The sequence below is a fragment of the Candidatus Pelagibacter sp. genome, assembly GCF_052049775.1.
In the GTDB taxonomy this organism is placed as follows: Bacteria; Pseudomonadota; Alphaproteobacteria; order Pelagibacterales; family Pelagibacteraceae; genus Pelagibacter.
This window is the reverse complement of record NZ_JBNGZH010000004.1, coordinates 68,787-93,935: the sequence shown is the minus strand read 5'-3', so window position 1 is coordinate 93,935 and position 25,149 is coordinate 68,787. Positions and strand designations below refer to the sequence as shown.

Annotated in this window: 23 protein-coding genes; 10 read left to right on the top strand and 13 right to left on the bottom strand. The window is 32.1% G+C overall.

Annotation, left to right across the window (positions count from 1 at the left end):
- Positions 1–74 precede the first annotated feature (74 nt).
- The 4 genes from ACTT83_RS00595 (at position 75) to ACTT83_RS00580 (ending at position 2,415) form a co-directional block, all read left to right on the top strand.
- Positions 75–281 (top strand): cold-shock protein, encoded by a 207-nt coding sequence (locus tag ACTT83_RS00595; RefSeq protein WP_075519460.1) that lies wholly within the window; start codon positions 75–77, stop codon positions 279–281.
- Positions 282–387: 106 nt separating this feature from the next.
- A complete protein-coding gene (locus ACTT83_RS00590; protein WP_440918316.1) occupies positions 388–1,137 on the top strand; it encodes an aspartate/glutamate racemase family protein in 750 nt (249 codons plus the stop codon).
- The gene (locus ACTT83_RS00585) at positions 1,137–1,547 is read left to right on the top strand and encodes a hypothetical protein (protein WP_440918315.1); all 411 of its coding nucleotides are present in this window, start codon (positions 1,137–1,139) and stop codon (positions 1,545–1,547) included. Before ACTT83_RS00590 ends, ACTT83_RS00585 begins: the two co-directional genes overlap by 1 nt.
- A 19-nt stretch (positions 1,548–1,566) precedes the next feature.
- Positions 1,567–2,415: a DMT family transporter gene (locus ACTT83_RS00580; protein WP_440918314.1), complete on the top strand. Its 849-nt coding sequence runs from the start codon at positions 1,567–1,569 to the stop codon at positions 2,413–2,415.
- Between the two features lie 3 nt (positions 2,416–2,418).
- Here the strand turns inward: ACTT83_RS00580 and ACTT83_RS00575 are convergent, their stop codons facing one another.
- Genes ACTT83_RS00575 through ACTT83_RS00560 form a run of 4 tightly spaced genes read right to left on the bottom strand, consistent with a single transcriptional unit; the run spans position 2,419 to position 7,519 of the window.
- Positions 2,419–3,003, bottom strand: coding sequence for a sarcosine oxidase subunit gamma (locus ACTT83_RS00575; protein WP_440918313.1), 585 nt, complete (start codon positions 3,001–3,003; stop codon positions 2,419–2,421).
- Positions 3,000–5,996 (bottom strand): sarcosine oxidase subunit alpha family protein, encoded by a 2,997-nt coding sequence (locus ACTT83_RS00570; protein WP_440918312.1) that lies wholly within the window; start codon positions 5,994–5,996, stop codon positions 3,000–3,002. The genes ACTT83_RS00575 and ACTT83_RS00570 overlap by 4 nt, the downstream gene beginning before the upstream one ends.
- The gene (locus tag ACTT83_RS00565) at positions 5,996–6,262 is read right to left on the bottom strand and encodes a sarcosine oxidase subunit delta (RefSeq protein ID WP_440918311.1); all 267 of its coding nucleotides are present in this window, start codon (positions 6,260–6,262) and stop codon (positions 5,996–5,998) included. Before ACTT83_RS00565 ends, ACTT83_RS00570 begins: the two co-directional genes overlap by 1 nt.
- On the bottom strand, positions 6,263–7,519 hold the full coding sequence (locus tag ACTT83_RS00560; RefSeq protein WP_440918310.1) for a sarcosine oxidase subunit beta family protein: 1,257 nt from the start codon (positions 7,517–7,519) through the stop codon (positions 6,263–6,265).
- A gap of 123 nt (positions 7,520–7,642) precedes the next feature.
- On the opposite strand from ACTT83_RS00560, the gene ACTT83_RS00555 reads away from it, so the two are divergent.
- Positions 7,643–9,328, top strand: a complete 1,686-nt coding sequence (locus ACTT83_RS00555; RefSeq protein WP_440918309.1) for a formate--tetrahydrofolate ligase — start codon at positions 7,643–7,645, stop codon at positions 9,326–9,328.
- Here the strand turns inward: ACTT83_RS00555 and ACTT83_RS00550 are convergent.
- Genes ACTT83_RS00550 through ACTT83_RS00540 form a run of 3 tightly spaced genes read right to left on the bottom strand, consistent with a single transcriptional unit; the run spans position 9,325 to position 12,230 of the window.
- On the bottom strand, positions 9,325–10,107 hold the full coding sequence (locus tag ACTT83_RS00550) for a glutamine amidotransferase-related protein (RefSeq protein ID WP_440918308.1): 783 nt from the start codon (positions 10,105–10,107) through the stop codon (positions 9,325–9,327). The two genes, ACTT83_RS00555 and ACTT83_RS00550, sit on opposite strands and share 4 nt — an antisense overlap.
- Entirely contained in the window at positions 10,104–11,264 is a 1,161-nt protein-coding gene (locus ACTT83_RS00545; protein WP_440918307.1) for an iron-containing alcohol dehydrogenase, read from the bottom strand. Before ACTT83_RS00545 ends, ACTT83_RS00550 begins: the two co-directional genes overlap by 4 nt.
- 6 nt (positions 11,265–11,270) lie before the next feature.
- Positions 11,271–12,230 (bottom strand): glycerol-3-phosphate dehydrogenase, encoded by a 960-nt coding sequence (locus ACTT83_RS00540; protein ID WP_440918306.1) that lies wholly within the window; start codon positions 12,228–12,230, stop codon positions 11,271–11,273.
- Between the two features lie 152 nt (positions 12,231–12,382).
- On the opposite strand from ACTT83_RS00540, the gene ACTT83_RS00535 reads away from it, so the two are divergent.
- Complete coding sequence (locus ACTT83_RS00535; RefSeq protein ID WP_440918305.1) at positions 12,383–13,714, top strand: NAD(P)-binding domain-containing protein; 1,332 nt, start codon at positions 12,383–12,385, stop codon at positions 13,712–13,714.
- 7 nt (positions 13,715–13,721) lie between these two features.
- On the opposite strand, the gene ACTT83_RS00530 is transcribed toward ACTT83_RS00535, so the two are convergent.
- The 6 genes from ACTT83_RS00530 to ACTT83_RS00505 form a co-directional block, all read right to left on the bottom strand.
- The gene (locus ACTT83_RS00530) at positions 13,722–15,875 is read right to left on the bottom strand and encodes an ABC transporter permease (RefSeq protein WP_440918304.1); all 2,154 of its coding nucleotides are present in this window, start codon (positions 15,873–15,875) and stop codon (positions 13,722–13,724) included.
- A 2-nt stretch (positions 15,876–15,877) separates the two neighbouring features.
- Complete coding sequence (locus ACTT83_RS00525) at positions 15,878–16,906, bottom strand: quaternary amine ABC transporter ATP-binding protein (RefSeq protein ID WP_440918303.1); 1,029 nt, start codon at positions 16,904–16,906, stop codon at positions 15,878–15,880.
- Positions 16,907–16,971: 65 nt separating this feature from the next.
- The gene (locus tag ACTT83_RS00520) at positions 16,972–17,523 is read right to left on the bottom strand and encodes a hypothetical protein (protein ID WP_440918302.1); all 552 of its coding nucleotides are present in this window, start codon (positions 17,521–17,523) and stop codon (positions 16,972–16,974) included.
- A complete protein-coding gene (locus tag ACTT83_RS00515) occupies positions 17,524–17,901 on the bottom strand; it encodes an MORN repeat-containing protein (protein WP_440918301.1) in 378 nt (125 codons plus the stop codon).
- A gap of 34 nt (positions 17,902–17,935) precedes the next feature.
- The gene (locus ACTT83_RS00510) at positions 17,936–18,397 is read right to left on the bottom strand and encodes a hypothetical protein (protein WP_440918300.1); all 462 of its coding nucleotides are present in this window, start codon (positions 18,395–18,397) and stop codon (positions 17,936–17,938) included.
- 70 nt (positions 18,398–18,467) lie between these two features.
- Positions 18,468–19,412 carry an ABC transporter substrate-binding protein gene (locus ACTT83_RS00505; RefSeq protein ID WP_440918299.1) on the bottom strand — a complete coding sequence of 315 codons (945 nt, stop codon included), beginning with the start codon at positions 19,410–19,412 and terminating at the stop codon, positions 18,468–18,470.
- Between the two features lie 99 nt (positions 19,413–19,511).
- On the opposite strand from ACTT83_RS00505, the gene ACTT83_RS00500 reads away from it, so the two are divergent.
- The 4 genes from ACTT83_RS00500 to ACTT83_RS00485 all read left to right on the top strand — a co-directional run bounded on the left by ACTT83_RS00500 (position 19,512) and on the right by ACTT83_RS00485 (position 25,146).
- Positions 19,512–21,851: a DUF1989 domain-containing protein gene (locus tag ACTT83_RS00500; protein ID WP_440918298.1), complete on the top strand. Its 2,340-nt coding sequence runs from the start codon at positions 19,512–19,514 to the stop codon at positions 21,849–21,851.
- Positions 21,851–22,201: a hypothetical protein gene (locus ACTT83_RS00495; RefSeq protein ID WP_440916151.1), complete on the top strand. Its 351-nt coding sequence runs from the start codon at positions 21,851–21,853 to the stop codon at positions 22,199–22,201. Before ACTT83_RS00500 ends, ACTT83_RS00495 begins: the two co-directional genes overlap by 1 nt.
- Positions 22,202–22,281: 80 nt before the next feature.
- Positions 22,282–23,607, top strand: coding sequence for an NAD(P)/FAD-dependent oxidoreductase (locus tag ACTT83_RS00490; RefSeq protein WP_440918352.1), 1,326 nt, complete (start codon positions 22,282–22,284; stop codon positions 23,605–23,607).
- A gap of 69 nt (positions 23,608–23,676) precedes the next feature.
- Positions 23,677–25,146 (top strand): glutamine synthetase family protein, encoded by a 1,470-nt coding sequence (locus ACTT83_RS00485; RefSeq protein ID WP_440916149.1) that lies wholly within the window; start codon positions 23,677–23,679, stop codon positions 25,144–25,146.
- Positions 25,147–25,149 lie beyond the last annotated feature (3 nt).

Here is a 25,149-nt window from a genome sequence, read left to right as displayed (position 1 = left end):
AATATTTATAAACAAAGCCAACATTACTTAATTATAAGTAATAAATTAATATAACAATAAGTAAGAAGAAAAATATGAGTCTACAAGGAAAAGTAAAATGGTTCAATCCAACTAAAGGTTTTGGTTTTATTGAACGTGACGACAAAGAAAAAGATGTGTTTGTACATGTTTCAGCTGTAAGAGATGCTGGTATGAACGGTTTAGATGAGGGTCAAGCTTTGACTTTCGATGTTGAAGATGGTCCTAAAGGTCCTTCAGCAGTTAACTTAAAAACTGCATAATTTTCACATAAATTAATTGGCTATAAATTTAATTTTTTTTAATTAAGAACTAATTTATTTTTATAGCCAATGAACTATTCTACAAACAAAATTTAGAAAATAATTTATGATTGGCATATTAGGTGGAATGGGTACCCAGGCAGGTTTGGATTTTTGTAATAAGCTGGCAATTTTATATAGAGGTAAGATCGATCAAGATTACCCTTTGTTTATGCTTTATAACAAATCGAATATTCCTGGTAGACCTGAGTCGATTGGTATCCATACTGGTAAACTATCAAATAAAATAAGTAATAAAAAAACTAAACAAAAATATTTATCTGTTTTAAAAAGTTTAATTTATGGTTGTAATCTTTTAAAAAAAAGTAATTGTAAATTTATAGTCATACCCTGTAACACAGCTCATTATTGGTATGATGACTTAAAAAAAAGAATTAACTTACCGATAGTAAATATGCCTAGGGAAGTTTTTTTGCATGCTAAAAAAAAATGTAGAAAAAATTCCTCGATTGGTTTGCTTGCTACAGAAGGAACTTTAAAAACAGGTGTTTATAATAAGTTTTTTGATAAAGATTATAATCTAGTTTTTCCAAATAATTCTATTCAAATTAAATCAGTAAACAAAGCTATCAGGTTTGTGAAAATGGGAAAAGTGAAACTTGCGAGCAAAGCTATTAAGCCAGCAATTAATTATTTAATCAAAAAAAAATGTAAAAAAATTATTCTTGGTTGTACAGAGCTCCCTATCGCTATTTTTGCCTATAAACCATTTAAGACAATTAAATCATCGAAAATATTTTTAGACCCAAATTTGATTTTAGCTAACGCTGCTATGAGGAAATATCAAAATAGATAATGCCATCTAAAGAAAAACCTTATGTGTTACTCGTTGCAGAAGCAATTTATTCAAAAGTTTGTGAGATTAAGAAAAAAAATCCTGAGCTGACAACAATCAACGCAATTGAAAACTTTATTGGAACAACAACCTACAATGATATAAGTAGTGGAAAATTCCATGATGAACTAATTGAAAAGGTATCAAAAAAGAAGGTGCCTGAAGAAACTCTAAGATTACTTCATATTCAAAAAGATTTATCAGTTAAGCAGCTAATTCAATATCCAGAATTATATTATGCAAAGAGCCATTATCCTCTTGAAATTTCTCAAAGAGCTTTCGATCATTTATGGAGAATGTGTGAAAGTTATGAATTATGGTGTAAAGAGACAAAACAAAAGAAATTAATAATACTTAATATTGTAGATTAAATAATTTATAAGACCTGAAATGGTCAGAATATTTCCACTCATATTTGTTTTACTTTGGTCTTCTGCATTTATTACAACAAAACCAATTATTGATAATAGTGATCCTTTCGCAGCTTTAGCCTTCAGATTTTTTTTTGTCGCTGTGGGTTTTTTATTATTTTCCATTTACCTTAAACAATCAATATTGATTAAAAAAAGATATCTGATTGAGTCAATGTTCAGTGGTATCTTGTTTCATGGGTTATATTTAGGAGGAGTTTTTTATTCAATTTCAATTGGGATGCCAACAAGTTTAGCTGCTCTAATCGTAACACTTCAACCAATTTTAACTAATATTTTGAGCGGACCGCTTTTAAATGAAAAAGTTACATTACAGCAATGGGTAGGTGTTTTATTAGGATTTGTTGGCGCCTCTTTAGTACTAGGAATAGATGTTGGCTCAGGTATTCCTCTACTAGGTTTGATTGCAACTTTAATTGCATTGTTATCTATAACTTTTTCTACCATTTGGCAGAAAAAATTGAGTAATAACTTACCATTATCTGTTAGTAATTTTTATCAAGCGTTGGGCGGTTGTTTATTTCATGTATTAATAATTATTTTTTTTGTAGAGCCCTACATCTATTTTACAAAAACATTTATTATAGCAATGAGTCATCAAATTTTTCTTGTTTCCTTTGGTGCATTTACAATACTGATGTTTTTAATAAAAAAAAATTCAGCTAGTAAAACGGTTTCTGTTTTTTTTCTAATACCAGCAACCTCTGCAATTATGGCTTGGCTTTTTTTAAATGAAACTCTTACGAATATAGATGTTGTTGGTTTTTTAATAGCGTCGGTGGGTGTTTATATTGCAACAAGAAATTAATAACTAATTACTTTGATAACCAAATTCTAACGAGCCATCTGTTATAGAATGATGCAAAGACTCTCCAAAGCTTCTTAATCCAAAAATTCTTACTTTTTTTGGATTTTTAGAAATAAAATCAATCGTAATTGATATTCCGTTATAAATCGAATTGGTACAATCACCCTCATTAAATTTATCAATATTTATAGGACATCCCTTTTTTAAAACTTCATTAACAAGATCACCTTGAATTTCAATTATTGTTCTTGAATGCGATAAATCAGTAATTGCAAAATTACTTTCATCAAATTGTTTTCCATCTTTTAAAAGTAAATCTATTTTAGAAGATATAACTATCCAATTCTTTGGTCCCATCCATAAAATTCTAGTATCTGAATTTGAAGAGGATTTTAAAGTCGAAGGTAATTTTAGGTCATCAACTTTTATATTTGAAATATCTGAACTTGAATTTTTATATTGAACTATTTGGAATATTAAAACATTCTTCAATTCTGAAATCTTTAATAAGTCTTTCTCATTTTTATTTTCAAAATCACCAAATTTTCCATTTTGATGCACATTATTTAGAGAAGAAATTTGCTTCACGATCTTACTCTCTTTCCTTCATGGTCTACATAATGTGAGGACATAACCTCAACCTCAATAGAAGTGTTTTTTAGTGGAGAAACCGCGAAAAGCTTTTTTCCTATCATATTTTTTCCATCTTTTAATATTGCAAGAGAAAAAGGATTATTGTTCTCCACACTCCAACAAGATGAAGAAACGTGACCAAGTTTAGGATTTGGTAGTTTTGCATTTTTATTTTCTACTAAATGAGATCCCTCTGGAATACTTGATTTCCTGTCCAATGGGACTAAACCAACAATTTTTTGTCTATCCGTTTTATTAAATGCTTCTTTAGCTAAAGATCTCTTTCCAATAAAATCTTTTTTCTTTGATACTAAACCTTCTAACGAAACATCATAAGGAATGGTTCTTCCATCAAGTTCTGGTCCAGCTACATGACCCATTTCTATTCTTAGTGTCGATAATGCTTCTGTACCATAAGGTTGGATATTAAATTCTTCACCAATATCAATTATTTTTTCCCACATAAACAATCCAAAATCAGACTCAACGTTTATTTCGTAAGCAAGTTCACCTGAAAAGGAAATTCTAAAAATTCTTGCTTTAACGCCAAATAAATCTCCCTCTACATATCCCATAAAAGGAAGTGCCTCATTGCTAACATCTATTTTAGGAAAAAGCTTTGCTAACAAATCTCTTGATTTTGGTCCTGCAATCGCCGCACCAGCCCATTGTTCGGTTGTTGAAACGACATTAACATTTAATTCTGGCCAAACAATTTGCAGGTAATATTCCAAATGCGATAATACGTTTGCAGCCTGTGCAGTAGTGGTTGTCATATGATAGTGATTTTCTGAAATTCTGGTTGTTGTCCCATCATCCATTACAATTCCATCTTCCCTAAGCATTACTCCATATCGTGCTTTACCTACTGGAAGTTTTAACCATGCGTTTGTGTAAACTCTATTTAAAAACTCTGCAGCGTCTGGACCTTTAATATCAATTTTCCCTAAAGTTGTTACATCACAAACACCTACGTGTTCTCGAACATTTTTTGCTTCTCTTTTTGATGCCTCAAATAAATTTTCATTTCCTCTTTTGTAATATCTTGGTCTTTTCCAAGCACCGGCATCTACCCACACTGCATTATTTTTTTCATGCCAATGATGCATTGGTGTTTTTCTTGTAGGCATATATTCTTTTCCTACCTCTCGTCCAACTATTGTACCAATAGTAACTGGTGTAAAAGGGGGTCTAAAGGTAGTATGACCTACTTGAGGAACAATTTTTTTTTCAACATTCGCAACCAATTGTAATCCGTTTAAATTACTCGTTCTTCCTTGATCCGTTGCCATTCCCAGTGTTGTATATCTCTTAACATGTTCGATTGATCTATACCCTTCCCGTAAAGCAACCTCTATATCGGAAACAGCTACATCATTTTGAAAATCTACAAATCTTTTATAATTTTTACCTTTGGGAAGTGGAGAACACCAAAATTTATCATGAGTGCTATATTTTCGTTCATTCGTATTTGGAATTTGTATTTTTTCATCTTTTTTAGTTATGTTTTTAGAAACTTCTGACCCGGTATTAAAACTGTATTTTAAAGTATCTTGTAATGTAAATGTTCCATTAGCAGCACCTAAAGAATGTTCATTTTGTTTTGATTTGTCAGGTACAAAAGCATCTATTGTGTCGTTAAATTTTAGTTTATTGCCTGATTGAGATGCTAAATGAACAGTTGGTGTCCAAAATCCAGATACACAAATAGAGTCGCAATCTATCTGTTCTGTATTTTCAAAATCTATCTTATCTTTATTTAATTTCCCAATTGTTGCTGATTTTACTTTTTTATATCCATGAGCAACTATCACTGCATAAGAAAACTTGATCTTTATATCTAAATCTTTGGCTTCGTTAATTAACTCAGAGTTTTGATCCTCTCTAGTATCTAAAACTATTGGATCGACACCATTCTTTTTAAACTCAATAGCTGTTTCATAACCACTATCGTTATTAGTGAAAATAATTGGTTTTCTACCAATTAGAACACCATAAACTTTCATATATTCTTTTGCAGCAGCCGAGAGAAAAACTCCAGGTGTATCATTATTTCCAAAAACAATAGGTCTTTCAATAGATCCCGTTGATAGCAATACTTCTTTAGCTCTTATATACCAAAGTCTTTGTCTTGGTGTGTACTTAGTTTTTTTTTCTAAATGATCTCCCGTTCTTTCAAACATTACCATCATGTTATGATCATAGTATCCAAAAACTTGAGATCTATTTTTAACAATAACATTAGGCATCTCTTTTAATTCAGATATAATTTTTTCTGACCAATCTTTTCCAGATAAATTATCTATCGTGACGTCATCTGTTAAAAGCGTCCCTCCATATCTAGGTTTATCCTCTGCTAATATTACTTTCGCTCCGTTTTTGGCAGCTGCATAAGCACTTGCTAAACCAGCGGGTCCAGAGCCAGTAACTAATAAATCACAATATTCATATTTATGCTCATATCTCTCTTTATCTTTTTCTAGAGAAGCAATTCCTAATCCTGCTGCTTTTCGAATAAAAGGCTCATACACTCTGTACCAAAAACTTTTAGGCCACATGAAAGTTTTGTAGTAAAAACCAGCAGGGAAAAAACGATTTAAGAAATTATTTATTGCACCAATATCAAAATTTACTGATGGCCAACAATTTTGGCTAGTTGCTGATAAACCGTTTACTAATTCTATTTCAGTTGCGTTAATATTTGGTTCAGAGCAACCGTTAATCTCCACTTGCATTTTTGCATTTGGTTCATCAACTCCTGCACCAAAAAACCCTCTTGGACGATGATATTTAAAGCTTCTTCCAATTAAATGTATGCCATTGGCTAGTAGTGCTGAAGCCAGCGTATCACCCTCATACCCAATATATTTTTTTCCATTAAATTTAAATTCAATAGGTTTGTCTCTATTAATTAAGCCACCAGTGTTTAATCTAAAATTTTGTGACATCAAAATTCTTCCTCTGGTTTAAAAGTTCTAAAAATTTCGTGAGTAGTTGTATCTCTCTCAACTTTAAACCATTGTCTGCAACCAGCAATATGATGCCACAATTCAATATGTTTTCCTCTTGGGCTTTTTCTTAGATATAAAAAATTATCCCATTCTTCATCACTTATTTCTTGATTAAGTTTTGGTCTAGTAATTGTTCCATCACCTCCATAGGCAAATTCTTTTTGAGACCTGTCCCCACAATAAGGACACTTAATATTTAACATTTATGAAATCCAAGTTTTTGTTCCAAGGCCTTTCTCATCTAATAAGTAACCTTTAGAAAATCTATTTAAACTAAATCCCTCATTTAATTCATGAACTCTATCTTGTGCGATTGTATGTGCAAATGTCCAACCAGAAGATGGAACAGATTTAAAGCCTCCATAACACCAACCACAATTTAAATATAATCCATCGATATGAGTTTTATCAATAATTGGTGAACCGTCCATTGACATATCCATAATCCCTCCCCAAGTCCTTAACATTTTCAAACGACTTAAGAATGGAAATAAAGCAACACCTCCGGTTAAGACATGTTGTATTGTTGGAAGATTGCCTTTTTGTGCATAACTATTATATCCATCAAGATCTCCACCCATAACCATCTCACCTTTATCTGATTGACTAATATAAAAATGTCCAGCACCAAAGGTTACCACTCCATCTAAAACTGGTTTCACTGGCTCAGAAACACAAGCTTGTAATAAATGAGTTTCTATAGGGAGTGTCATATTAAGTTTTTCTGCTAAAACATTCGTACTACCAGCTACACACAATCCTATTTTTTTTGATTTAATATCTCCTCTAGATGTTCTCAAACCTGTTATTTTTCCTGCCTCAATATCAAAGCCTGTTACCTCACAATTTTGAATTATATCGACACCCATTGAGTCAGCTTGTCTAGCATAACCCCATGCGACCGCATCATGTCTTGCTGTCCCAGCACTTGGTTGTGCTAAGCCTCCAAAAATTGGATACCTAACATCTTCAGAAAAATCAGCCATAGGTATAATCTTTTTAACTTCTTCCCTATTTAGTAAAACAGCATCTATTCCATTTAATCTCATAGAGTTTCCTCGACGAGCATAAGCATTCATTTGTGCATCTGAATGAGCTAAATTTATTATTCCTCTTGGTGAAAACATGACATTAAAATTTAATTCCTGACTCATGTTTCTCCACAGGTTCATTCCAAATTCATTGAACCTAGCATTATCATCATACATAAAATTTGATCTGATAATTGTGGTGTTTCTTCCAATATTTCCTCCGCCAATCCATCCTTTTTCAATAACTGCCACATTAGTTATTTGATGCTCTTTAGCTAAATAGTAAGCAGTAGCTAACCCGTGGCCACCCCCACCAATAATTACAACATCATATTCTTTTTTAGGGGTAGGATCTTTCCATGCCAAATCCCATTTTTCATGATTAGAAAAAGCATTCTTGATTAGGCTAAATACTGAATATTTTTGCATGATTAAATTTTATAATAATGAATATAAATAGTTCCTATTTTTTTTATATATAATTTTTAGATATTTCCAAAGCTCTTAAAAAGAGATACTAATCGAGCAGTTTTTGTATATTTAAAGAATTTTATGAGTGAAATAAAATCAGACATTCAAATTGCAAGAGAAGCTAAAATGCAACCAATCAAAGACATTTTAGCAAAAATAAATGTTCCTGATGAAAGTTCTGCCTTTAGCCCCATGGGGCGTCACATCGCAAAAATTAATTTAGAATACCTTGATAGTCTCAAGAATAAAAAAGAGGGAAAATTAATTTTAGTGACTGCCATAACTCCTACTCCAGCAGGGGAAGGAAAGACCACAACTTCTGTAGGTCTCAATGATGGTCTTAATAAAATTGGAAAAAAATCTATCGTCTGTTTAAGAGAACCAAGTTTAGGTCCATCTTTTGGTATGAAAGGTGGAGCTGCTGGTGGTGGCTATGCTCAAGTTGTTCCTATGGAACAAATTAATCTTCATTTCACAGGTGACTTTCATGCAATTACATCTGCACATAATCTTTTATCTGCATTGATAGACAATCATATCTATTGGGGGAATAAACTTAATATAGATGTAAGGAGAATTGTTTGGAAAAGAGTTTTAGATATGAATGATAGAGCGTTAAGATCAATTAATATTAATCTTGGTGGTGTCGCTAATGGATTCCCGAGGGAAGATGGTTTTGATATTACAGTTGCTTCAGAAATAATGGCTATCTTTTGCTTGGCTAATAATTTGGAAGATTTAGAAAATAGAATTGGAAACATTACTGTTGCTTACACAAGAGAGAAAAAACCAATATATGCTAAAGATTTAAAAGCACAGGGACCTATGACTGTTTTGTTGAAAGAAGCTATAAGACCAAACATAACTCAAACATTAGAAAATAATCCTGCAATAATTCATGGCGGACCTTTTGCTAATATTGCACATGGTTGTAATTCTGTGATTGCGACTAAAGCTGGACTTAAATTAGCTGACTATGTAGTAACTGAAGCTGGGTTTGGTGCAGATCTTGGTGCTGAAAAATTTTTAGATATTAAATGTAGAAAATCTGATTTAAAACCAAGTTGTGTGGTTATTGTTGCTACAATTAGAGCATTAAAAATGCATGGTGGTGTAGCCAAAGATGATCTTAAAAATGAAAACGTTGAGGCACTAAAAAAAGGTTTAGTCAACCTTGAAAGGCATGTTGAAAATGTAAAAAAATTTGGTCTTCCTGTAGCTATAGCTGTAAATCATTTTGTAAAAGATACTGACGATGAGGTAAAAACTTTAGTTGATTATTGTAATAAATTAGGAATAAAGGCAAGTCTTTGTACCCACTGGTCAAATGGAGGAGAAGGTACAAAAGAATTAGCTTCACATGTTGCTGATTTATGTGAAAAAAATGAAAATAAATTTAAATTTTTATACGAAAGTAAGACACCATTGTTTAAAAAAATTGAAACAATAGCAAAAGAAATTTACAGAGCCAATGAAGTTATTGTGGATACAAAAATTAGAGATCAACTTAAAAGTTTTGAAGAAGCAGGTTATGGAGAATTACCAATTTGTGTAGCTAAAACTCAGTATAGTTTTTCAACTGATCCTAATCTCAAAGGTGCACCTACAGGTCACTCATTACCAATTAGAGAAATAAGGCTTTCCTCAGGAGCTGAATTTATAGTTGTTGTCTGTGGAGCAATAATGACAATGCCTGGATTACCAAGGGTACCAGCAGCAGACTCTATTAAACTTAATAAAAAAGGTGAAATCGAAGGTTTATTTTAATTTAATTCGTTAAGCCAATTTTTAAGCTCTAACATTCTTTTTTCTTTATCTGAAACTGAAATTTCTTTTTTGATATAAGCAATGTGTTTTTGAACTTCACTGTCATCTTTAAATACTTTTCTACTCTCAATTAATCTCTCTTTTCTAAACTCAATAAGATTAATCATTTTTTCATAAGTTATTTCTGGGTGGTATTGTAGCCCCCAAATTTTTGTCTTATTAACCTCAAAATATAAACCTTGAACTTTATTAATCTTATTCGAGGCTAAACAAATTCCTTTATCAGGTATTTTTACCACTTCATCAAAATTGAATGCTGGGGAATTAAATTTTTTATCTTTATTTTTATAAAGAGGATGTTTGACTCCATTTTTGTTTATCTCTATTTCATTTGCTATACCAATATGTGAACTATCAGCCTTTTTGACTTGGCCACCTGCTGCTGTGACTGCAACTTGCATGCCCCAACAAATTGCCAAAATTTTCCCTACTTTATTTTGACAATTTTTCATGAATTCAATTTGCCTTCTAATTTCTGGAGTATCATTATAAATATTTAAACTACTTCCACCCCAAATAAGACCATCATACTGCTCGAGTTGATTTGATATTAATTGAATATTTTGATCTGAAGAGGGGTTAACAACATCAAATGAAAGTTCATCAGTAAAATGGCTTAAGCTGTCCTTTAAGCTTTCTGTATGTGTTTGAATACCATTTTGTGAAAAGCTCTCATTTTCTTCTCTTAAATTTCCCTCTACAATTAATATTTTTTTCATTCAAACAATTCTCCTGAAATGCTATGCTGATACATCAGTTTAAGATCCTCTTGATTGATTTTTTTTGGATTACCACTAGTAGATGGATCTTCTAAAGCCATTAGAGATAATTTATTTAAATCTAGTTTGGAACAATCCATAATGTCAGATAGTTTATGAGGGATCGCTAAATCTTTTCTTAAATTCAAAATCCACGATAAAAAACTTTCAAAATTTTTATCTAAATCTAAATAATCACAAATTGAGATAATTTTTTTTTCTATAATAGATTTATTAAAAGTTAATACATACGGCATAAAAATTGCATTACTCAATCCATGATGAATATTATATTGAGCATTAACAGGATGGCTCAATGAATGAATTGCACCTAATCCTTTTTGAAAAGCTGTTGAACCCATTGACGAAGCTGCCAAAAGATTTTGTCTAGCCTCAATATTTTTTCCATCTTGGTATGCAACAACAAGTGAATTTTTAATTAGTTTCATTCCCTCCAAAGCAATACCATCTGCCATAGGATGAAAGCTTGGTGCACAATATGCCTCAATATTGTGAGCTAAGGCATCCATCCCTGTTGCAGCAGTTAACCTTGGCGAAAGCTCAATAGTCAATTTTGGGTCAAGAATAACAATTGAGGGTAAAATTTTTGGATGAAAAATAATTTTTTTAACACCCGTTTTTTTATTAATGATTGCAGATGCTCGACCAGTTTCAGATCCTGTTCCTGCAGTAGTCGGAATTGCAATTATTGGAAAAATATTTTTATCATTAGCTCTTTTCCAATAATCTCCAACATCCTCAAAATCCCAAATAGGTCTACTTTGACCTGACATAAAAGCTATAGCTTTCCCAACATCAATGGCACTTCCTCCGCCAATCGTAATTACACCATCACAATCATTCTGTTTAAATTGTTTCACACCCTCATCGACATTCTCACCAAATGGATTTCCTGTAAAATTTGAAAATAATATTAATTTTTTTAACTTTTTTTTAATTTCACTAATTACCTCCTTAATAAATGGAAGATTTACTAAATCTTTGTCGGTAACAAATAATGGGTTGTTAACCTTTAAATTATGACAAGCTTCTCCTAAATCTTTAACCCTATCTTTGCCTACCCAAACTGTTGTTGGATAATTCCAATTAGATTTCATATTTTTTTAAGTGACTGTAAGTTTTCTATTATTCAATATTGCTTTAAATAAACTAATCATTAAAGGAATTTTTTTCTTATTAATTTTTCTCATAACATATGGGGCAATTTCTCTAACTAACTGTTCTCCTTCAACAGTGTCATTAGGCATAAATCTTTTTTTTGCATTTTTAAATGTATATCCTTTTCCTAAGTAACTGCCCATTTTACTATTTCTACCACCCGCAGCGCTAACATATAAATCACCCACACCAGCAAGCCCGAGTGTACTAGTTTCTTTTCCTTTAAAATATTTTGTCAAATATTTCATTTCATTGATTGATCTTTGAAATAAACTTGATGACGTATTTAGACTTTGACCAGCACCTATAATCATTGCATATATATTTTTAATTGCTGAACAGACTTCAACACCAATAATATCTTTTGAGAATTCATTTAAATAATATTTTGTAGAAATTCTTTTTCCTATTTTTTTTGCAAAATTTATATTTTTATTTGCAATTATTACACTTGTTTGATGTTTTCTCGCTAATTCTTTTGCTAAGCATGGACCTTTTAAAACAGAAATATTTTTTATCCCAGAAACTTTTTGAAGTTTTTCAGAAATAGTAAAAATTTTCTTACTCCTAGATATATATTTTAACCCTTTAGTGAGAACCAGCAAAGGTGTATTAATATTATTTTTCTTCAACTCCTTACCAATAAAGTCTATTCCAGGTAAACTTAAAGCAATTACAATTAAATCAAATTTTTCTTTTAATAAATCACCAGAATATTTTCGAAATTTAATTTTTTTTGGCAAATTCATTTTTAATGCAGAATGGTATTTTCTTTTTGAGGATAACTCTTTTATGAATTTTTTTGAGTAAGGCTCAGTAATTACAACATCATTCTTATTTTCCAGGCAGGGAATTGTGAAAGCAGATCCCATGGCCCCTCCTCCAATTATTAAAAATTTTTTCATATTGATTTAAATTCAAAAATATTAATTAAACGAAAATTTAAAATGCAACACATACGTGAAAATTTTTTATGTCAATTTTCATATTAAGTCATTATTTTATTTTAAATTTTAATATTTTGTTAGTAAAATAGTCTTAATTTTTATTAAATCTTATGAGTAAAGTAGCTATTATCGGTGCAGGTCCATGTGGCTTATCAATGTTAAGAGCATTTGAGCAAGCAGAAAAAAAAGGTGAAAAAATTCCTGAAGTGATTTGTTTTGAAAAACAAGAAGATTGGGGTGGTCTCTGGAATTATAGTTGGCGAACAGGTTCTGATCAGTATGGAGATCCAGTTCCAAATAGTATGTATAGATATCTTTGGTCTAATGGGCCCAAGGAATGTTTAGAGTTTGCTGACTATTCTTTTGATAAACATTTTGGCAAAGCAATTCCGTCATTTCCTCCAAGGGAAGTACTATACGACTATATAGTTGGAAGAGCTATAAGTGGAAATTTTAAAAATAAAGTTAAATTTAATACAAGGGTCATCAATACAATCTTTAAAAATGAAAAATTTGAAATTAGCTATCAAGACAAAGTAAAAGATAAAATTTTAAAAGAAAATTTCGATTTTGTAATTGTCTCAACTGGTCATTTTTCTGTTCCATTTATTCCTGAATATGATGGAATGAAATCATTCCCAGGAAGAATTATGCACTCCCACGACTTTAGAGACGCAGAAGAGTTTAGAGGTAAAAATATTGTAGTATTAGGCAGTAGTTATTCAGCTGAAGATATTGCTCTTCAATGTAATAAGTACGGAGCAAAAAGTGTAACTATTGGATATAGACATAACCCAATGGGATTCAAATGGCCTAAAGGCATGAAAGAAGTCCATTACCTAGATAGACTAGATGGTAAGAAAGCTATTTTTAAAGATGGCACTGAACAAGAAACTGACGTTATAATTTTATGCACAGGATACTTGCACCATTTTCCATTTTTAGAGGAAAACTTACAATTGAAGACAAGAAATAGACTCTATCCACCTAAATTATACAAAGGTGTAGTCTGGCAAGATAATCATAAACTAATGTATCTTGGCATGCAGGATCAATTTCATACATTTAATATGTTTGATTGCCAAGCTTGGTATGCTCGTGATGTAGTTATGGGTAAAATAAAAATGCCTGATAGTAAAGAAATTGAAAATGACATAAACAAATGGGTTGCAATGGAGGAAAAACTTGAAAATCCTGATCAAATGATTGATTTTCAAACAGAGTACACAAAGGAGCTACATGAAATGTCTGATTATCCTAGAATTGATTTTGAATTAATAAGAAAACATTTTAAAGAATGGGAACATCATAAAGTTGAAGACATATCAACTTATAGAGACAAATCTTTCTCATCACCGGTAACAGGATCTGTTGCACCAGTTCACCACACACCTTGGGCAAAAGCAATGGATGATACTTTAAAAACTTTTTTGAATAAATAACTAAGTTTTAATCAATACCCAGGTGTTTTTTTCTTTTTTCAACCCATGATCTAATCAGGTTATCAAATATAAGAGCTATAAAAGCTACACAAATACCAAGTGTTAACCCAATCCCAGCACCTTTTTTATCTGATAGTGCTTTTAATATATATTGTCCTAAATCTTCAGTACCAATGAAAGCTCCAATAATTACCATGAATAAAGCAAATACAATTGTTTGATTTATACCAAGCATCATGTGAGGAAAAGCTAAAGGAAATTCTATCTTTGTTAATCTTTGAAATTTATTAACACCAGACATGGTTGCAGCATCGTGTAAACCAGCAGGAACACTTCTCAATCCCTCAATGGTGTATCTAGTAGCAGGGATTGTTGCATAAACTATAACAGCTATTAAAACAGATGTATCCGTAATACCAAATAACATCATCACTGGAATTAGATAAACAAATGATGGAAATGTTTGAAAAATATCACATACTCCTAACATGAAATTAGCAGAGCGTTTATTTTGAAAACATAATGTTCCAACTGTAAATCCAATAGTACAAGATACAATTACTCCAAATGTTGCCATATAAGTCGTTACTAAAGCCCTATCCCACCAAGGACTTAAGGCAATAAATAGTGTCAATCCACAAACAACTAAAGCTGAACGAATTCCACCAATTAGATATCCTGCACCAACAACCAAAACTATAGTTGCTACAGCTGGCATCCTTAAATATAAAGCCCTCATTGGTTGAAGCACCTCTTGAATGAGCCATGTATTAAATGCTTTAATATAAACAAAAAAAGTATCAAAAATCCAATCAACCCCTTTATTCCAAAAATCAGCAGTTGATATTCCTTTATTATGTGGAACTTCAAATAGATAATTAAAACTACCTTTAAATAAAAAGGTTCCAATGTAAGCCAGTACTATTCCAACAATTACTGTTGCTGCAAAAAATAAGATATTTTTATTTCTTTGAAAGAATGTCAGATTACCAAAATAATCTGTTTGTTTATTAGCCCAAGCTAATGACATTTTATCTAATAAAATCGCAATTAAGCTAATACACAAGCCTGCTTCTAGTGCTAATCCTATATTTAACTGATTTAGCGCCAATAGCAGATTAAATCCTAAACCTTTTGCACCAATAAAAGCTGAAATTACTGCCATGGAAAAACACACCATAATGACTTGGTTAACACCAATTAAAATGTCTCTTCTTGCAGTTGGAATTAAAACTTTAAACATTAATTGCCAATTATTACATCCACTCATTCTACCAGCTTCAATTACTTCTGGAGGTACTGCTCTTAAGCCTAATATGGTTAGTAATATCATTGGTGGTATAGCTACAACCATGGTGATTATTACTGCAGCATGATCACCAACTCCAAAAAGAACTAAAGCAGGAACCAATACCGCATATTGCGGCATAGTCTGCATCACCAATAATATTGGATAAAGAGCTTTCTCGACACGTTTACTTTTAAATGCTGCTATTCCTAAGCCTAACCCAAAAATAAACGACAAGGGTGCTGCGACTAGTATAAATGAAAGAGTTTGCATAGATGGTTTCCATTGACCAAATATTGAAATATAAATCATCGTTAAACCAGCAAACAATGCTAGACCTTTCCCGCTGACTTTATATGAAAGGATTGCTGCACCTGCTGCTACAATAGTCCATGGTAATCCTGGAAGTTCAGCCCAAGGATTTTTATCGATCCAATCCCAACTACTAAATGCCACTATAGTTTCAAGACCACCTAATAAAACCTCTCTTATTAACTGTATTAAGAAAGTCATAAACGCTGTTAAATTTCTACTTATTTGTAAAACTATAGGACGACTTTTAAACTCTTGTGTATCTTCATTCCAAACCTCAATTGGCATCCATTCATTCATTAAAAAAAATAAAGAGTCGTTTATCCAAATAGGTAGCCAGCCTAGTAATGGAGGTAACCGCCAAAACACATCAAAGGCATAATATCTTACCTCTTTCCCTAAAAACACATAACTACTCTGATTTGGATCTTTTACAAATTCTGCTTGGCCACGGATAAATTTATATGTTTCTGGAACTTCAATAGCAAAACATAAAGCAAAAAAAACGATTAATAAAAATAACCATTGAAATGTTTTGGGGTATCTTTTTAAAAATTCCATAATTAATTATTATTTTTTCTTCCTCCAAAAACTGTATTAATAATTTTAGTTGGGTTTATAGAGCCCACAATTTCATTTTCACCATTAATCACAGCTACCACTTTTTCTTGAGTAAGAATTTTTTCTGCAACATTTTCGATTATTTCATCCTTTGAAACTTTTAAATCACCTAAATCATTTTTAGATGCATCCATTACATCTTCAATTAATAAAACTTTTTCTCTTGGGACCTCTTCTGTAAACTTACGTACGTACTCTGTGGCTGGATTTAAAACAATATTAGCAGGAGTATCTAATTGTTCAATTATACCATCTTTCATAATTGCAATACGATCAGCAAGTTTTAAAGCTTCATCAAAATCATGAGTTATAAACATAATTGTTTTTTGTAATTTTTCTTGAAGTCTTAAAAATTCATCTTGCATTTCTTTTCTTATTAAAGGATCTAAAGCTGAAAATGGTTCATCTAAAAACCAAATATCTGGTTCGACTGCTAGAGATCTAGCGATTCCAACTCGTTGTTGCTGTCCTCCAGATAATTCTCTTGGAAAATAGTTTTCTCTTCCATCAAGTCCAACTAGCTTGACCATATCCATTGCCTTACTAATACTGTCCTCAGTTTTGACACCTTTAATCTGAAGTGGAAAAGCGATGTTCTCCACAACTGTTTTATGAGGCAGTAAAGCAAAGCTTTGGAAGACCATACCCATTTTATTTCTTCTTAGCTCAATAAGCTCTTTATTGTTTAGTTGTAATAGATCTTGTCCTTCAATGAAAATTTTACCACCTGTTGCATCTGTTAATCTAGATATACATCTTAATAATGTTGATTTACCTGAACCAGATAAACCCATAACAACTAACATCTCACCTTTTGAGACTTCAAATGATGCATTGTTTACACCTACGATACATCCATTTTTTTGAAAAGTTTTGGCATCAACATTTCCATTTGACTCTTGAAGCATTTTTTTGGCATTTGATCCAAAAATTTTGTAGACATTTTCACATTTGATTACTGTCTCAGCCATAAATCTCAATTAAGTTATATGAAAATAAGGTAAAATTAAATCCATAATATTGTAACCATTTCCCCTTAAAAATTTTTAATAAAATAAACTCTAGTATCAATTCCAGTACTTAAGAAACTTAGGGCTTCACCACTAACAGTTATCGACTCATTTACTCCTACATTGTTTCCACTTACTGTAAAACCTGCAAAACACTTATTTTTTGTGCCATCCCATTTTACAAACGTCTCATCAATTTTATTTCCGTTAATTGTATAAATTTCATGAGCTCTAAAATTTAAAAAATTTGCACCCATTATCGCACGTTGTGGGATCAACTTTGTTGCCTTACAAACCTGTTCATATACTTCATCACTTAGTTTAAAATGATCAGTGCCATCAAATGTAACTAATATGCCAGAAGGAAGTTTTGAAATAAGTTCACTTAGTTTTTTCTCTTGAGCAATTCTTTCCTCCTCAAGTTTCATTTTTCTAACCAATTCATCACCTCCACCAAACATAATATTTAAAACGAAAAAAGACGATATGACTATTAGGATAATAATTACTAACCCACCAAATTGTTTAGTGAATTCAGGTAAATTTTTAATCTTATCTAAGTTACTTTCTTTTGACATTTAATCTTGTAATTTACCATTTTTCCAAATTCCAGATTTCACTGATCCATCAGTCCAAGTAAAAGTTCCTTTACCATTCATAAATCCTTTAGCCCATTCACCTTCATAGGTTGACCCATCGGGAAAAGTCAAAATACCATTTCCACTCCATTCACTATTCTTGAATTCGCCTTTGTAAATATATCCATTTGGCCAAGTCTCAACACCTTGACCATTTTTTTTTGTACCTACCCACTCTCCTTCGTAAGTTGTTTTGTCAGTGTAAACCCACTTACCGAAACCATTTTCACAATTACCCTCCTTACATCCGGTGCTTCTAGCTATAGCAACCGATGAAATTAAGAAACTTAAAATTATGGTGAGAAAAAATTTTTTCATCAGCATAGTTTACACAAAAACAATTAAAAAAAAATTAGACTTTTTTGTCATTTTTAGTGCAAGAATAAATAGAAATATATTTCTCAGAATTTTCACTTTTTATATTTTTGGTAATTTCGTGAATCAATTCCCCTGTTTTCCTAGTAATAATACCTGACTCAGAATAATTTTTTTCTTTATCGATAGATTTAAATAAAACCACATCTTTATTTACAACTTTTACATTTAATGATGCAGACTCAGAAAGAAATAATGATAATCCTGTTATTAAAAGAGTTTGTGGTTTTTTTGATTGAATTTTAAATTTGTCTAAATCCTTTTCTTTTAAATCTTTTGCCAGAAAAGTTTGATAATTATATTCAGAATTTTTAATGATTTTTTTTTCTAGTGAACACTTGAATTCAAGATTAATGTCTTCATTAATATTTATATCTTTTGCTAAAACTCCATTAAAAAAAAAGAAATTAACAAATATAAAAAGTAATATTTTGATCATAAATTTCATCTAAAAAAAAATCTCCCCCAACGTTGTTGGGAGAGATTTAAAGATTTAATAGCTCTTAACCTTATTTAGTAAAAGCTTGCCAAACTTTCTTATTGTCTGCTAACCATTTTTTAGCTGCATCCTCATGAGTCATTTTGTCAACGTCAACTAAAGCTGCCATTGCACCAATTTGACTTGTTGAGAACGAAAGTTTTTTAAATGCCGCTGCTGCTTTTGGATGAGTTTTTGGAAAGTCAGCATTAACTGCTTTTTTCAAATAACCATCTGGCGAACCACATTTTCCATCACCACCATCTTCTGGTCTACAACCAGCTGTGTATGGAGGAAAGTCGATAAATGTAAAACCAGCACCATCAGTAAAGTTTGGTGTCCAGTTAAAGATGATTGTTCCTCTTCCTTCTTTTTCAGCTGCAGCTAACTCTGCCCATAAAGCATCTGCACTTCCAGCAAATTTAACCCACCAAAGATCACCTAAACCTAAAGCGTCAACTCTTTGTGGAATTAAATCACCATGCCATGTTTGTGGACCTTCCAACATTCTTCCTTTTCCATTTGGAGAGTCAGGTGTTGTAAAGTTTTTTGCACAATCTGGATTTTTTAATGCTGTCCAATCTGGTAAACCAGGGCATAATCCTTTTTCAGCAACCCAATTAGGATAACCCATATCCTCTAGAGTTCTTGCCTCATGATCTCCCCAATCTAACAAACCACCTTTATCCAAAGCAGTTGTGAATGATTTACCAAAAGCAGATTCCCATACCTCGTGAGATATAGTTACATCACCAATTCTAATTGACTCGTATACTGCTTGAGAGTCAGCATTAACGTATTTTACGTTGTTACCCATACTTTCGAACATTCCACCAATAACATAGGCCATTACAATTTGACTTGACCAGTTATGTGTCGGAATAACGATGGGTTTTTTACTATCTGCATTTGCTATACCAGCAAAACTTACCGCTGAGATTATTATTGCAGATACAAATGATATTATTTTTCGCATTTATTCCCCTTTCTTAATATTAAGTGTGAATAGTATGTGCCTAAGTAAAATGATAGTCAACTAATAGATATTTATATAATATAATAATAGATATAAAAAATGTCGCTGACTACATTAGATATAAAAGAACCTGGTCTAAATATACTACCACCTGGAGTTGAAAGACACGTTGTAAACGCTGGTGGGCTAACTGGTTTACAAATTTTTCCAGATGACGAAATAGAGATCATTAATGATGAAGGAAATCAGGTTTGTGAAATAATTTGTTTCGACAAAGATGGAAAATCTGAACTCGCAATTTTGAATTTGAAAGAAAATAGTAACAAAAGTTTTATTAAAGAGATTTTAAAAAAAAAGGATGAAAGTTCTTTAGCTACAAATTTTCAACTAAAAAAAAGAAATCTAGATTTAAATAAATCGCATTCTTCAATTTTATTTGATGAAAAAACACCTAGCGGTGAAAAGATTAAATTAAAATCTAAAGATAAGTGCTATGTTATTTTCTCTGCACCACAAAATGACATGTTGGTAAGTGAACAAAATCCATCTGGTGATTTAATATTATTTGTAAAAAGAGCTAAAATTATGAATGATAAAGAATTATCAATAATTCCTGACCCCGTGTTTGAGCCACATTACGAAAAAAATATTGATAGACAAACTGCTATTTCCTTTCAGGTTAAAGAAGGTGATTATATCCAAATTATTAGTCCAGCAGGTAGACAATGCTCTGACTTTGTTGCATTTGATACAAGAAAACTTGATAAAAAAATTGAAAAAGGACTTGATTGGCAGACCACACGAACTTTCATGGGTAATACTTTTCCTGGGCCAGGATTGTTCTCAAAATTTTATGACACAGATCACGAACCTTTAGTTGAAGTGATTAGAGATACAGTTGGGAAACATGATACATTTAATTTAGCTTGCACATCAAAATATTATGAAGATGCAGGTTATTTTGGTCATCCAAATTGTTCGGATAATCTTAATAATGCAATGGCCGCATATGGAGTTGAAAAACAAAAAGGTTGGCAAGCCATCAATTTATTTTTTAACACCTCAGCAACTGGTTTAAATTCTGTCATTTCTGATGAATCATTTGCAAGACCTGGAGATTATGTAATGTTTAGAGCATTAAAAGATTTAACTATTGGAACGACAGCATGTCCAAGTGATATTGATGCATGTAATTCATGGAATCCCACAGATATTTTTGTTAGAACCTATGACAAAAAAAAAGAATTTTCAAAATCATTTGCTTTTAGAATGAAAACAGACTCTGAAAAAAAACTTACTAGAAATTCTGGGTTTTATGAAAGAACATCAAAATTAACTAGAAATTTTATTGATGCTAGAGGTTTTTGGCTTCCAAATGATTACACAAAACATGGTGTGGTAGAAGAATATAATGCGTGCAGAGAGAATGCTGTTTTAATCGATTTATCGTCATTGAGAAAATTTGAAATTATAGGTCCAGATGCTGAAGAATTAATGAATTATACTTTAACTAGAAATATTAAAAAACTTTCTGTTGGACAAATTGTTTATTCAGCAATGTGCTATGAAAACGGGATGATGTTCGATGATGGCACTTTATTTAGATTAAGTGAAACTGGATTTAGATGGATTTGCGGAGACGAGTATGCAGGAGAGTGGCTGAAAGAAGTTGCTCAAAAGAAAAAGTTCAAAGTAAATATAAAAAACTCAACAGATCAAATTAGCAATGTTTCCATTCAAGGGCCAAAAAGCAGAGAAATTTTAAAAAAAATGATTTTTACACCTCCAACACAGCCTGCAATCGATGAGTTAGAATGGTTTAGGTTTTCAATTTGCAGAGTTGAAGAACTCCAAGGAATACCATTAATTGTCTCTAGAACTGGTTACACCGGTGAACTTGGTTATGAAATATGGTGCCATCCAAAAGATGCACCAAAAGTATGGGATAAACTTATGGAGTATGGCAAAGATGATAATTTAATACCTGCTGGATTTGCCGCTTTAGATAAATTGAGAATTGAAGCAGGTTTAATTTTGTTTGGAAACGAATTTGATGGTCAACAGGATCCGTTTGAAGCTGGAATTGGTTTTGCAGTCCCTCTCAAATCAAAGGAAGAAGATTTTATTGGTAAAAGTGTTTTGAAAGAAAGAAAAGCTAATCCACAAAAAAAACTTGTTGGTCTTGAGTTAATTGGTAAAGAACCTTCAGGTCATGGTGACTGTGTACATGTTGGCAGATCTCAAGTAGGTGTAATTACAAGTGGTTGTTTATCTACTACTCTCAATAAAAATATAGCTTTATGTAGAATTGATAATCAATATTCTGAAATAGGCACTGAGGTAGAGGTGGGTAAAATTGATGGTCATCAAAAAAGAATTTCTGCCAAAGTAGTTGCTTTCCCACACTTCGATCCTAAGAAAACTAGAGTTAGATCTTAATGCCCAAAACAGCAAAAGATTTACTAGAATTTTGGGAAGATCAGATGAAACTTTCCCACATGTCTAGTAACTATTTTTTTAGAAAATCACCTTCTCATTATCATATGATGCTTTTAGTTATGCACGCTTATAAGTATAAAGAGGACTTAACAGTTGAAGAATTAAAGACAAAATTGTTTAAAACTTCACGTCCTAAATCAGCTTTGATGATTAATGAGGCATGTGAAAAAGGTTTTTTTTTCTTAGAAAAAACTTCTGGAGACCAGCGAAAAAAGCACATAAAGCCAAGTGTATCTTTTATTGAAGAGTTTAATAAATACATTGAAACCCTTAAACATCTAAGCTTTTAAAGCTTCGTTATTTTTACTTATATTTTTTATATATATAAAAAATTATATATTTACGTCGCATGAAAAATAAAGATGTGAGTATGTCATTACCGACAAAAGCAAAAGTAGTAATTATCGGTGGGGGGATCCACGGATTAAGTACTGCTTGGAAACTATCCGAGACGTATAAAAATCCAGGAGATATTGTTGTTTTAGAAAAGAAAGATACTGCGGCAGGTGCGAGCGGCATAGCTTGTGGTGTTGTTAGAAATAATTATTTTCAACCAGCAATGAGAGAATTAATGGCCCATTCAGTTTCAGTTTGGGAGAGTGATCCAAAAGCATTTAAATATAATCCAGTTGGTTATTTACAAATATCACCTGAAGTTATGCATGAGGATGTCGCCAGTATTTATGAACAACAAAAAGCAATTGGTTATGAGTCTGAATTTATAGAAGGTGAGAAAGATTGCATGAATTATATGAAGGGTATCTTTGATGATTGGCAAGCTCAAGGAATCACATCTATTCTTCATGAAAAAAAAGGTGGATATGCTTTTAATAAGGATTCAATTAAAGCACTTGAAAATAAGTCTACCTCAAATGGTGTTCAAGTGATGAAAGGTGTTAGAGTTACTGGTTTTAAAAGAGGTAGTAATAGTAAAGCTGTAACTGGAGTAGAAACAGACAAAGGGACAATTGATTGTGAACAAGTCGTAATTGGTGCGGGACCTTGGGCAAGAGATTTTTGGAATATGTTAGAACTGCCCAAAACTGCTAACATTAAAGGTAAAGATGGTAGGATGCATGTTACTGATATGTGGACTTACTGGATGCTTCAAGAGGGTGTTATTGGGGTAGAACCAGATTTCTTAAAAACAAATGATGGTAAACAACCGCCTGTGGTTCATGTCGACTCTACTGCGCCATTGTATTCAGATAAAACAAAAAAATTAATTACAGATAAAATTTGGGGAATTTATTATAAGCCTGATATTGAAGGGTTAGGTGTTCAAGGAGGAACCTCTCCTTACATTGTTAAAAAACATTTTGATAAAGTTAATGTTGATCCATATGGGATCGAGTCACCAGAGTATCAAACAACTGATGCTTTTAGTGAAATGTGGTGCTCAGCTTTAGCTCATTGTCAAAAAAGATTTGAGGGGAAATCAGACCTGTATAGAAAGGGTCCTTCAGGTGGACTTGGATGTATGACCCCTGACTCTTTTCCGATCTTCGATAGATTTTTTGAAAATGTTTATATGATTGCTGATGCTAACCATGGATACAAAATGATTGGTGTTGGTGAATTGGTGGCAAAAGAAATTCTTGGTACTGAAAGTGATTTATTAAAACCATTTAGATTCAACCGTTACGAGAAGGGAGAATTGCACCCTACTTCGAACAGTCCATTTCCTTGGAGCTAAACTTCAAGCCTAGACACTAATAAATTTTTCAGTTACGCTTGAATAAATTTATAATTCATTGAGGGGAAAATGACGGATCTAGAAAAACACGTAAACCGACCAGGTAGAGATAAGCAAGTCAAAAAAGTCAGAGAAAAAATAAACGAATTAGGAATAACCTATATTTATTATCAATTTATTTCTGTAACAGGAAGAGTGGTTGGAAAAGGAATACCCGCTGATCATTGGGAAAGAACAGCTGAAAAAGGGTTCCAATTAGTTTACGGAGCAACTGCGAACTTATTTTTAGATCGACACAACAACTATATTGGTTATGGACCAGAGGCAATGGAATTGGTTGGAATTCCTGACCCTGAAACTTTTTGTCAGTTACCGTGGGATAAAAGAGTTGGAAGAGTTTTTGTAACTTGTTTTAGAAACAGAGAAGAAAGAAATAATCCTGGAGGTCATTTAACTTCTGATTGCAGAGGAAATTTAAGAATTTTCATGGATGAATTTCAAAAGAAACATGGTTTAGAACTAAGAGTAGGAACTGAGCCGGAAATGATGTGGTTGACTAAAAATGATGATGGAACTCCAACTGGTAAAGGATTTTCAAAACCATTTTGTTATCACATAGACCAATTTGAGTCATTAAGACCTGTATTTATGAAGGTGATAGAATATGCAAAAGCAATGGGTCTAGATATGATTCAGGGTGATCACGAAGATGCACCTGGTCAATTAGAATTGAACTGGACATATGATAACGTTTTAAGAAATGCAGATAGACTATCAACTTACAGACAAATATGTGCTCAAGTTGCAAGAGAACATAATCTAATTGCATGTTTTATGACAAAACCATTTATGGGAGTTTCGGCAAGTGGGTGTCATACTAATATGTCTTTATGGAAAGGTGGAAAAATCAAAACGAATAAGCTTGGACACAAATCTTTACCAGGTGTTGAAGAAGTTTTTGGTTATGTAGAAGGTGGAACAAACACTTTTATGCCGGATACTAAGGATATGCAGTTACCTGGAAAAATTGGATTACAATCAATAGCAGGTATTATGGAACATTTACCAGCCTTAACAGCATTAGGATCTTCAACAGTAAATTCATATAGAAGATTGTGGGATCAAGGTTTCTGGGCTCCTGTTTATGCTGACTGGGGTTACCAAAATAGAACTTGTGGATTGAGAGTATCAGCACCGGGAAGATTTGAATACAGATCGGTTGACTCAATGCATAATCCATATTTACTAGGTGCAGCCTTACTAAAAGCTTGTGATCATGGAATTAGTAAAAAGATGCAACCCGCAGCTCCAGAGTCTAGAAATATTTATGAAGCTCAAAAGGCAGGTAAAGATGTTAAGAAACTTCCTTTGAGTTTGGGTGAAGCTTTAGAAAGATTATCAGAAGATGAAATTATTAAATCTGCAATGCCTGATGAGATGTATAAAGTTTTCCATTGGTATAAAAATGATGAGTGGGAAAGATTTTTAGGTGCAACAACTCAATGGGATTTAGATACTTATTTAGATTGTTTACCATAATAG